The sequence below is a fragment of the Paenibacillus glycanilyticus NBRC 16618 genome (assembly GCF_004000805.1).
GTDB classification, from domain to species: domain Bacteria; phylum Bacillota; class Bacilli; order Paenibacillales; family Paenibacillaceae; genus Pristimantibacillus; species Pristimantibacillus glycanilyticus.
The window spans coordinates 94,296-104,607 of sequence record NZ_BILY01000021.1 but is presented as its reverse complement, the minus strand read 5'-3'; the positions used below and the strand labels follow the sequence as shown (position 1 = coordinate 104,607).

Sequence of the window (10,312 nt, the reverse complement as noted above, 5' to 3'; positions counted from 1 at the left end):
CCGGTTGAGCAGCAAATAGGCCCCTGCGAGGGTCTTATCTGCCACGTTAACGGGTGATCGGAACGGGATAAGACCCTCACAGGGTCTTATCCCCCCGCGAGCAAGCCAAAAGTTACTCGAAACAAGGGTTGAGCAGCAAATAAGCCCCTGCGAGGGTCTTACCTGCCACGTTAACGGGTGATCGGAACGAGATAAGACCCTCCCGGGTCTTACCTTACAAGCAGCAACTACAAAAGGCTCCGCCCGCTCGACGAGGCGCGAGCGGAGCCAAAAAAGAAGGAGGCGCTTTATGGGAGCAGCGGGCAAATTTGCGGACCATGACCGCGATGCCGTTATCGTATCCGCGGTACGAACCGCGGTGGGCAAGGCGAAGAAGGGGAGTCTGGCGGAGACGAGGGCAGAGGACCTTGGAAGGGCCGTGTTGACCGCGGCGGTTGGCCGGGTTCCGGGGCTTGATGCGGCCGACGTCGAGGATGTCATTATCGGCTGTGCCATGCCGGAAGGCGAGCAAGGACTCAATATGGCGAGAATTATTTCGCTCTATTCGGGCTTTCCGGTTACGACGCCAGCCGTAACGATTAACCGTTTCTGCGCTTCGGGTCTGCAGGCGATCGCTTATGCAGCTGAACGCATACGGCTTGGCGATGCCGACATCCTCGTTGCGGGCGGCGTGGAAAGCATGAGCCATGTGCCGATGACCGGCTTTAAGCTGGCTCCGCATCCGGGCATCGTGGATGCCATGCCGGAGGTGTACATGGGCATGGGGCACACCGCCGAGGAAGTGGCACGCCGCTATAACGTTACCCGCGCGGCGCAGGATTCTTTTGCCGCGTCCAGCCATCGCAAAGCGGCCGCCGCCATTCAGGAGGGCCGATTCAAAGACGAGATCGTGCCGGTGACGGCAACCCGGTCAGATGTGAACGAATATGGCCGGCCGGTTGAGCGGACCTTCACCTTCGATACCGATGAAGGCGTGCGCCCGGATACGACGCCGGAGACGCTTGCGCCGCTGAAGCCTTCTTTTGCGAGAGAAGGGACGGTTACGGCCGGCAACTCCTCGCAGATGAGCGACGGCGCAGCCGCGGTAGTGGTGATGAGCCGCGCCAAGGCGAAGGAGCTTGGGCTGACGCCTCTTGCCGCTTTCCGCGCATACCGGGTAGCAGGGGTAGCGCCTGAAGTGATGGGCATCGGCCCAATAGAGGCCATTCCAAAAGCGCTTAAGGCTGCTAGCCTAACGGTTGACGATATTGATATTTTTGAGCTGAATGAGGCCTTTGCCGCCCAATGCGTGCCGATTATCGAGCAGCTTGGCATCAATCTTGACCGCGTGAACGTAAACGGCGGGGCGATTGCGCTTGGTCATCCGCTTGGCTGTACGGGGACGAAGCTGTCGGTATCGCTTATTCACGAACTGAGGAGACGCGGCGGAGGAATCGGAGTTGTTACGATGTGTGTCGGCGGCGGTATGGGGGCCGCAGGCGTGTTTGAGGTATACGCGTAGCACAGCGCGCAAGTGGAGGAAGCAGGAAGGCGAGAGGGAAAGGGGACGTAAAGCATGGGGGAAAACATTCGGTTTGGCGGTCGTTTCGTAATCGAGGATGCTCTGCCGTCCGCTACGGTGACGCCGGAGGATTTCAACGAAGAGCAGAAGATGATGGCGGATGCGGCGCGGCAGTTTGTAGAGGGAGAGATTTTTCCGCTGGATGAGCAGATTGAGGGGCTGGACTATGAGCTGACGGTTAAGCTGATGCGCCAGGCAGGTGAGCTAGGCCTTCTTGGAGCGGATGTACCCGAAGCCTATGGCGGCCTTGGACTCGACAAAGTAAGCACAACCCTGCTGTCGGAGACGCTTGCCCGCGCCTCCTCTTTCGCGCTGTCGGTTGGCGCGCATACGGGGATCGGCACGCTGCCGATCGTCTTTTTCGGAACAGCCGCCCAGAAGCGCAAATACTTGCCGAAGCTCGCCACGGGTGAGCTGATCGCCGCCTATTGCTTAACGGAACCGGCCTCCGGTTCGGACGCTTTAGGCGCCAAAACAACGGCAAAGCTGTCGGAGAACGGCAGCCATTATATTCTGAACGGCTCCAAGCTGTACATCACGAACGCGGGCTTTGCGGATGTGTTTATCGTGTACGCGAAGGTGGACGGGGAAGCGTTCAGCGCGTTTATCGTTGAAAAAGGGATGCGGGGCTTCAGCCTTGGGCCGGAGGAGCACAAGATGGGCATTAAAGGCTCGTCGACGCGCCCGTTATTTTTCGAAGATGTCGCGGTGCCGGTGGAGAACGTGCTTGGCGAGATCGGCCAAGGGCATAAAATCGCGTTCAACATCCTGAACATCGGGCGGTTCAAGCTGGGAGCGGGCTGTCTTGGCGGGTCCAAAGAAACAATCGAGCTCGCCTCCAAATACGCCAACACGCGCAAGCAGTTCGGCCGTGCCATCTCCTCTTACCCGCTTATTGGCGCCAAGCTGGCGGATATGAATATCAGGACCTACGTGCTGGAATCGATGGTATACCGGACCGCGGGCTGGATCGATGCCATGCTGAGCGCGGAGGGTGCCGGGGCGGATGCGCCGGATGCCGGAATGCGGGCGGCAAAAGCGATCAGCGAGTACGCGCTGGAATGCTCGATCAACAAGGTGTTTGCGTCGGAGACGCTGGATTTTGTTGCGGACGAGGGCGTCCAGATTCACGGCGGCTACGGCTATATCAAGGAATACAAGGTGGAGCGCATTTACCGGGATTCGCGGATTAACCGGATTTTCGAAGGGACCAACGAGATTAACCGGATGCTTATTCCGGGAACCTTGCTGAAAAAAGCGATGAAAGGCGAGCTTCCGCTGCTCGAAAAAGCACAGTCCCTGCAGGCCGAGCTGCTGCAGCCGATGCCGGTTCCGCCGTTTGATGAGCCGCTCAGCCGGGAGGTATACCGCGTATCACAGGGGAAAAAAGCTTTTCTTGCCGTCGGCGGGCTCGCCGTGCAAAAGCTGGGGTTAAAGCTTGACCAGGAGCAGGAAGTGCTCTGCTCGCTTTCGGATATCATGATTCAGCTGTTCGCTGCGGAAAGCGCGCTGCTCCGCACGCAGAAGCTTGCGCAAAGCGGTGCGGATGCGGTGAATGCGATTCAAATGACGGAAGTGTTCGTGCAGGAGGCGCTGGAGAAGATCGAATCGATCGCGAAGGTTGCTCTGGCGGCATTGGCGAAGGGAGATGCCCTGCAAATGCAGCTGTCGGTACTGAAGAAGCTGATGCGCGGTCCGCTGCTCGATACGATTGCGGCCAAGCGGGATATTGCCGCACGGGTCATTAACGGGGAGCAATATATTGTGTAGGAGGGGGAACGCCATATGGATAAGGCAGATCCGGAAAACCCGCTTGTACCCGAGGATCGGCAAAAGCCGCCCAATTCCGCACCTAACGAACCGCCACTATCGCCACGGCAGGAGGAAGCCGCAGCCCCGCAGCTCATAGAAGCTGAGCCTCCGGCGGCGGAGTCAGCGGCTCCGTCAGCGGAGGCTGAGCCGAGCGAAGAAGCTATCGCATTCGATGCCGCAACGACAGAGTCAGTCACAGAAGCGGCTGCGTCGGCTGAGGCCGAGCCGAGCGAAGAAGTTGTCGCTGCCGATGCCGCCCCGGCGGCAGAAACATCCGCAGAAGTGGAAGCGACGGGGGCTGCGCCAGCTCCGTCCGGCGAAGCCGAGCCAGGCGATGAGCCGGCTCCCGAGGAGGCCGTTGCCTCCGCGGCATCGGAGGAGCCTGAGGCTCCGGTTGAGATTCCGAAGCCGTGGCTGCGGCATTATCCGCTGGAGATCCCGGCTTCCCTGGATTACCCGAATCATGGCATTCCGCAGTTCCTCGTTAATGCCGTGGAGAAATTCCCGGCGAATGAAGCCGTTCATTTTCTAGGCAAATCGCTCACCTACCGCGAACTGTACGACCATACCTGCCGCTTGGCTAACGGCCTGATCTCGCTTGGCGTTAACCGCGGCGACCGGGTGGCGATTATGCTGCCGAACTGTCCGCAGGCGGTGATCTCTTACTACGCCGCTCTAATGATTGGCGCCGTTGTGGTCCAGACCAATCCGCTCTACGTGGAGCGGGAGCTGGAGCATCAGCTGAAGGACAGCGGGGCGACAACGATCATTACCGTCGACCTGTTCTATGAGCGCCTAGCCAACGTGCGCGGCGAATTTCCGGCGGCGGGGGCTGTTCCCCAGCTCAAGAACGCCGTCATTACGTCGCTGAAGGACGGACTTCCTTTTCCGAAAAATCTCCTCTACCCGCTCAAGCAGCGCAAAGAAGGCTTCAAAGCGGATATTCCGTACGGCCGTCACGGTGTTGTTTCTTATAAGAAGCTTATTTCCTCGAGTTCTAATCTTCCCGTCCTGACCGACATTCACGGCAGCGATCTCGCCCAGCTTCAATATACCGGAGGTACAACCGGAACACCGAAAGGGGTGATGCTGACCCACCGGAACCTTGTGGCCAATACGATGCAGACCTCGGCCTGGTGCTACAGGGTGAAGGATGGCTACGAAAGATTTCTGGCGGCGCTGCCGTTATTTCACGTATTCGGCTTAACCGTGTTAATGAATTTTTCCATTATGCGCGCTGGCTCACTGGTGCTTCTGCCGCGTTTTGAAACCGAGACCGTGCTCGATACCATCAGCCGGCAGCAGCCAACGCTGTTCCCGGGTGCGCCAACGATGTATGTGGCTTTGATTAATCATAAGAATGCAGCCAGCACCGATCTTTCCTCGATCGAGGCCTGTATCAGCGGATCGGCGGCTCTACCGCTTGAGGTGCAGGAGCAGTTCGAGAAAATGACCGGCGGCAAGCTGATCGAAGGTTATGGCCTGACGGAAGCTTCGCCGGTAACGCATGCCAATCTGATCTGGGGCAAACGCAAAATCGGCACGATCGGCATGCCTTTTCCCGATACGGTAGCCGCAATCTTCAGCCCGGAAGGCAAGCCGCTTCCCGTTCGCGAGGTTGGCGAGCTTGTTATTCGCGGTCCGCAGGTGATGAAGGGATATTGGAACAATCCAGAGGAGAGCGAAGTCGTGCTGAGGGATGGCTGGCTGCATACCGGCGACCTCGGCTATATGGACGAAGACGGCTTTTTTACGATTGTAGACCGGATTAAGGATGTCATCATTGCGGGAGGCTTCAATATTTATCCGCGCGAGGTAGAAGAGGTGCTGTATGAGCATCCGGCCGTGATGGAAGCCTCTGTCCTTGGGGTGAAGGATCCGTACCGCGGCGAGACGGTGAAGGCTTTCGTTGTGCTTAAAAAAGGCTCCTACGTATCGGCGGCCCAGCTCGACGTCTGGTGCAGGCAGCGGCTTGCCGCGTTTAAGGTGCCGCATCTGTACGAATTCCGGGATTCCCTTCCGAAGACGATGATCGGCAAGGTCCTAAGGCGCAAGCTGATGGAGGAGCTGGAGAAGGAGCAACCAAAATAACAAAGAGGCGGTGATGCGCGTGGCGGAGGATTTTGCCGCGGAGCAGGCGGATATTGAGAGGCATTTGGCGAAGCTGGAGGAGCTGGCCAGCGGGACTTTTTGGAGCGAGCTTGGCTGCGAGGTCGTCTTTGCCCATGCGGAAAAAGCGGCGATCCGGCTACGCGCGGAGCAGCGTCATTTGAACCTGATTGGCATCGTGCATGGCGGGGTATTGATGTCTATGCTGGATAATGCAATGGGGCTGGTCGTCATGATCTCATGCCGGGAAAAGACGGTAACCGCAGGCCTGAATACGCATTTTCTGGAGAGCGCGAAGAGCGGCAATCTGGTGTGCGAAGCCGAGATCATGCACCGGATTGGACGGACGATTACCCTGCAGGCAACGGTGAAGGATGAGGAAGATAGATTGATCGCTTGGGGAAGCGGAACCTATCGGATTGTGTCGCGATAACGAATATTTAGTCAATTTGGCCGAGTTGCTGACGGGCAGTTGGTTCGATATAATATATCCTATATATGGAAGAAAAAAATATAGGCAAATAAACTGAAACCAAATCAGCTTTCGGCCGATAAATATAAGAAGAGGGGAGGCGGAAGCATGGTCGATGGATGGATTACCGCGGTCGTTTTGATATTTGGGATAGCAGTTGCACTAATTGGCGTTTTTGCCTATTTACGAATGTTTAACAGGAACGAGACGCACCATTCATCCATGGACGTTCCGCCTCCGTCAATTCCCCCGCAAGCCGCTCCGCCAAAGGCCGAAGAGCCTCCGGCGAAGCCGCCCCGGGAGAACGAAGGCACGGGCTAGATTAACATTTGTTTATTTTACAATCCTGCCTGAAATGTTATAATAGTAAGAAAAATGCAAACATTGTGACTCATTGACCATGGAGTTGCCTGCACTGAAATGGGGGGTAATTTGCGGCGTAACTGCCGCATCCGTTCTCGGATTTGTTGTTTAGGACGACCATCCAACGTATAGGGGAGGAGATTTCATGGCGAAGCATAGCCAGAATGAGGTCAAGGAAAGCCTGAAGGAACTCACGAGAATTTTTCAGCCAAAGGATCCGCGCAAGTTCGTTAAGGACTATATCCGGAAGTACAGGATAACGGGCGGATACGAGGATGAATTAACAATTTTAGTGGAAGACGAGATGGGTAAGATCAACTCCTCGGTCAGTTGAGCGCATACGAAATGGCTTTGCATCTGTGTGATAACAGGTGCAAAGCCTTTTTTGTGCTGCGGATAAGAGCTTCGAATGGTTGTAATTCTTTTGTAAGATTTTCATAATGCTTTTGCAAGCGCATCGTTCTTGGATGGTTAGCATTGTCCGGTAAGCTAGGTCTTGTAAGCAAGCCAGGACAAATGACGGGTTCAAGGAGAGATGACGATGAGCAAAAGAGTATGGGGCGTGCTCGTAATTGGCGGGATGCTGGCGCTCAGCGCTTGCAATTCGGATAACGGCAACAAAATGAATGATAAGCCGGCATCGGAAATGAACGACAGCATGCAAAGCAATGCGCCGATGAACGACGATAAAACAATGAACGATGAGAAGATGATGAATGACAGCATGCAAAGCGTAGCGCCGATGAACGACGATAAAATGATGAATGATGGAATGAAGGAAGACACAAAGTAGAAGGCTCTTCAATCCCTTTCCTTACGGCAAGGGATTGTTCCCGTCTGAGGGATAAGATTCGTAACGGGATAAAAGCGGCAGTATAATAGATGTAAATGAGGACCTCACGAACGGAGGGCGGAGGATGGGCGCCTGTATTGTTGTTGCGGATGATGAACGGAATATTACGGATGTATGCCGCAGGTATCTGGAGCGGGAAGGTAATACGGTATGGGTGGCGGAAAACGGGGAAGAGGCGATCCGCTTATGGAAAGAGCATCGGCCGGATTTGCTCGTTTTAGATCTTATGATGCCCAAGATTGACGGGCTGGAGGTATGCGATACCATTCGGCAAACCGACGATACGCCGATAATTATGCTGACGGCGCGCGGCGAGGAGCCGGACCGGCTGCTCGGACTAACCATGGGCGCTGATGATTATATGACGAAGCCTTTCAGCCCAAGGGAGCTTGTGCTGCGGGTAAACAATATTTTGCGAAGAATGGGCTGGAAGAATGATTTTGCCGCAAAAGGACGGGAAGGCTCGGCGGAAGGCGGTCACTCTCTTGACGGTAACGAGGCGGATAAGCCTATTCATTTCGAAGGGCTGTCGATCTTTCCGCAGGAGAGAAGAGTGACCGTGCAGCAGACCAATATCGAGCTGACCGCCAAGGAGTTCGATCTGCTGCAATTGCTGGCGACTTACCCGGGCAAAGTTTTCTCGCGCAGTCAGCTGCTTAATCAGGTATGGGATATCGCCTTCGATGGCGATACGACCACGGTGACGGTTCATGTGCGGCGGCTGCGGGAGAAAATCGAACCGAATCCTTCTGATCCAACTTGGATCAAGACGGTATGGGGGATTGGCTATAAGCTCGACGGCAAGGGGAATACGACATGAAGCTCCGATCTTATCTGCTCCTGGCCAATACAATCAGTATCGCGTTTATTATCGTTTTGCTGCTTGTATTCTTTCAATATATGCTCGTCACGCGAGAGCAGTTGGTCTGGCTCGGACTTGCTACCGTTGCAGCCGGCATTGTATCGGCCTTCTTGTTCTTCCTGCTTATTCGTCCTCTTGAGGCATCGGTCCGCCGGGTTGGCGAAGGGGCTGGACGGATTGCCGCAGGCGAGCTTGAGGCCAGAGTGGATCGAACGGGGTTGGCCGAATTCCGGCTGCTGGCGGATCAGTTCAATCAGATGGGGGCGAGTCTCGAACAAAGCTTTCGCCAGGTAAAAGCGGCGGAATCGGCCCAGCGGGAGCTTGTCGCGAACATGGCGCATGATCTGCGGACGCCGCTTGCTTCGATGCAGTCTTATGCGGAAGCGCTGGAGGATGGGGTTATCGAGGATGATGCGACGTATCGCCGTTACTTGGCCACCATCCGCTCCGAGACGGTGAGGCTTAACGAGCTCATCCAGGATTTATTCGAGCTGTCGACACTGGACAGAAGGACGGATGACCAGGTAGAGAAGGCTCCGGCGGTGCTGGAGGATGTTCTCCTGGAGCTCCACCCAAGATTCTCGATGGGGCTGGATGCCAAGGGGCTTCAGCTTCGGGTCAGGCTGCCGGAGCGGTCTTTGCGGGTAAATATGCTGGCAAGACATCTCCAGCGGATTCTTCAGAATCTGATCGAAAACGCCATTCGATACTCTCCTCATAACGGAATTATCGTCATTGCGGCGGAGGAACGGGAGGATGGCGTGATCCGGGTTTCCATTACGGATGAAGGAGCCGGTATCGCGGAGTCCGAACGGGAGCGTATCTTCGAGCGGTTCTACCGGACGGACCGTGCCCGAAGCCGCGAAAGCGGCGGAGCGGGGATCGGGTTATCCATCGCTAAGCTGCTAGTTGAGCAATACGGCGGCAGGATCGGGGTGGAGCAGGCGGGAGGACAAGGCAGCCGGTTTTGGTTCACCGTTAACGAAGCGCAAGGAAACCAATAAGCAGAGGAGGAAGGCAAGTGGGCGAGTTGTTGAAACGTCTGCGCAAAGGCTTCGGACGTAAGCTTGCAATTCTGCATGCCTGGAACGGCTGGATAGTAGTCGTGTTGGCTTTGTCCGGGATCATGCTGGTGATGAATTACTGGCGCGGCGTGCTTGGGGAAGGAAGAGTGTGGCTGAAGGAGCTGCACATAATTGTTGGCTTGCTGTCCCTCGTTCCGGTTGTGTTCTATCTCCTGCTTGCCGCCAAGCACTGGAAGCAGCTGAGGGGGAAGCGCTGGCAGAAATTTAATGTCTTTGTCGTGCTTGGCCTGCTTGTCGGATGGTTCATCTCGGGCGTGCTTTTGTGGCAGTTCCGCGCCGTGGGGCCATGGTGGTCAAACCATGCGCTGACGGTTCACGACCTCTTAACCTGGGTTGGTCTTCCCTATATTATTTACCATTCCATTACGCGGACCAAATGGCTGAAGGAGCCGAACCGCAGGACGGTACGCACGGAACGCGAACAGAAAGCGGTGGACATACCTATTCATCCCGCGGCAAGTCCGCAGTCGTACTTGTCCCGGCGGTCATTTGTCAAATGGGCGGTTGGCGGCGGAATCGCCGTCGCGGTGGGGCCTTCTTTTCTAAAGTGGACCGTCAATACGCTTGGCGTCAGCCTTGGCAGTCCCTCCTACGAGGAGATTGTGACGAGGGATGGCAATCAGCTTGTTCCCTTGCCGCAGCCTATGCCTGCATCCGCGCCTCCGCTCGGCGGTGGTGCGAAAGGCGAATTCCGGATCTATTCGGTCACGCCGATTCCGACCTTTTCGAATGAGACCTGGTCCTTCACCATAGACGGGTTGGTTGATAAACCGATGACGTGGAACTGGGAGCAATTCGTGAAGCTGACGCGCAAGGTTCAGGTGAGCGATTTTCACTGCGTGACGGGCTGGTCCGTCTACAAGAATACGTGGGAGGGCATCCCGCTGAAGCAGTTCCTGCAGGAGGCTGGGGTCAAAACAAACGCAAAAGCGGTGAAGTTCTATTCCGGCGATGGCGTATACACCGATGCGCTAACCCTCGAGCAGGCGCAAATGGACGACATTATGGTCGCGATGCTGCATGACGGCAATCTGATCCCAAGCGATCTCGGCGGTCCGGTCCGGCTGATCGTGCCGAAGATGTACGCGTACAAATCGGTGAAATGGCTCAACCGGATCGAACTGATCGACAAGGATCATATCGGCTATTGGGAAGAGCGCGGCTATGATATTGATGCTTGGGTGTAAAATAGACG

10 protein-coding genes are annotated in these 10,312 nt (G+C 56.0%); all 10 read left to right on the top strand.

What is annotated here, in order from left to right; translation table 11 throughout:
- Positions 1 to 289: 289 nt before the first annotated feature.
- Positions 290 to 1,501 carry an acetyl-CoA C-acyltransferase gene (locus PGL01S_RS17855; RefSeq protein ID WP_127495932.1) on the top strand — a complete coding sequence of 404 codons (1,212 nt, stop codon included), beginning with the start codon at positions 290 to 292 and terminating at the stop codon, positions 1,499 to 1,501.
- Between the two features lie 54 nt (positions 1,502 to 1,555).
- Positions 1,556 to 3,331 (top strand): acyl-CoA dehydrogenase FadE, encoded by a 1,776-nt coding sequence (locus tag PGL01S_RS17850; protein WP_127495931.1) that lies wholly within the window; start codon positions 1,556 to 1,558, stop codon positions 3,329 to 3,331.
- A gap of 15 nt (positions 3,332 to 3,346) precedes the next feature.
- Positions 3,347 to 5,464: a long-chain-fatty-acid--CoA ligase gene (locus tag PGL01S_RS17845; protein WP_244935640.1), complete on the top strand. Its 2,118-nt coding sequence runs from the start codon at positions 3,347 to 3,349 to the stop codon at positions 5,462 to 5,464.
- 19 nt (positions 5,465 to 5,483) lie between these two features.
- The gene (locus PGL01S_RS17840; RefSeq protein WP_244935638.1) at positions 5,484 to 5,915 is read left to right on the top strand and encodes a PaaI family thioesterase; all 432 of its coding nucleotides are present in this window, start codon (positions 5,484 to 5,486) and stop codon (positions 5,913 to 5,915) included.
- 147 nt (positions 5,916 to 6,062) lie between these two features.
- The gene (locus tag PGL01S_RS17835) at positions 6,063 to 6,275 is read left to right on the top strand and encodes a hypothetical protein (protein WP_127495929.1); all 213 of its coding nucleotides are present in this window, start codon (positions 6,063 to 6,065) and stop codon (positions 6,273 to 6,275) included.
- A 187-nt stretch (positions 6,276 to 6,462) separates the two neighbouring features.
- Positions 6,463 to 6,651, top strand: a complete 189-nt coding sequence (locus PGL01S_RS17830; RefSeq protein WP_012772497.1) for a hypothetical protein — start codon at positions 6,463 to 6,465, stop codon at positions 6,649 to 6,651.
- Between the two features lie 207 nt (positions 6,652 to 6,858).
- The gene (locus PGL01S_RS17825) at positions 6,859 to 7,110 is read left to right on the top strand and encodes a hypothetical protein (RefSeq protein WP_127495928.1); all 252 of its coding nucleotides are present in this window, start codon (positions 6,859 to 6,861) and stop codon (positions 7,108 to 7,110) included.
- A gap of 124 nt (positions 7,111 to 7,234) precedes the next feature.
- A complete protein-coding gene (locus tag PGL01S_RS17820; protein WP_127495927.1) occupies positions 7,235 to 7,990 on the top strand; it encodes a response regulator transcription factor in 756 nt (251 codons plus the stop codon).
- Positions 7,987 to 9,036, top strand: a complete 1,050-nt coding sequence (locus tag PGL01S_RS17815) for a sensor histidine kinase (protein ID WP_127495926.1) — start codon at positions 7,987 to 7,989, stop codon at positions 9,034 to 9,036. Before PGL01S_RS17820 ends, PGL01S_RS17815 begins: the two co-directional genes overlap by 4 nt.
- Positions 9,037 to 9,053: 17 nt before the next feature.
- On the top strand, positions 9,054 to 10,304 hold the full coding sequence (locus PGL01S_RS17810; protein ID WP_127495925.1) for a molybdopterin-dependent oxidoreductase: 1,251 nt from the start codon (positions 9,054 to 9,056) through the stop codon (positions 10,302 to 10,304).
- Positions 10,305 to 10,312 lie beyond the last annotated feature (8 nt).

Bases quoted from the DNA above. Each gene is read 5' to 3' on its own strand.
- PGL01S_RS17825 (WP_127495928.1), top strand. From the start codon at position 6,859: ATGAGCAAAAGAGTATGGGGCGTGCTCGTAATTGGCGGGATGCTGGCG.
- PGL01S_RS17815 (WP_127495926.1), top strand. From the start codon at position 7,987: ATGAAGCTCCGATCTTATCTGCTCCTGGCCAATACAATCAGTATCGCG.
- PGL01S_RS17835 (WP_127495929.1), top strand. From the start codon at position 6,063: ATGGTCGATGGATGGATTACCGCGGTCGTTTTGATATTTGGGATAGCA.
- PGL01S_RS17850 (WP_127495931.1), top strand. From the start codon at position 1,556: ATGGGGGAAAACATTCGGTTTGGCGGTCGTTTCGTAATCGAGGATGCT.
- PGL01S_RS17845 (WP_244935640.1), top strand. From the start codon at position 3,347: ATGGATAAGGCAGATCCGGAAAACCCGCTTGTACCCGAGGATCGGCAA.
- PGL01S_RS17855 (WP_127495932.1), top strand. From the start codon at position 290: ATGGGAGCAGCGGGCAAATTTGCGGACCATGACCGCGATGCCGTTATC.
- PGL01S_RS17830 (WP_012772497.1), top strand. From the start codon at position 6,463: ATGGCGAAGCATAGCCAGAATGAGGTCAAGGAAAGCCTGAAGGAACTC.
- PGL01S_RS17820 (WP_127495927.1), top strand. From the start codon at position 7,235: ATGGGCGCCTGTATTGTTGTTGCGGATGATGAACGGAATATTACGGAT.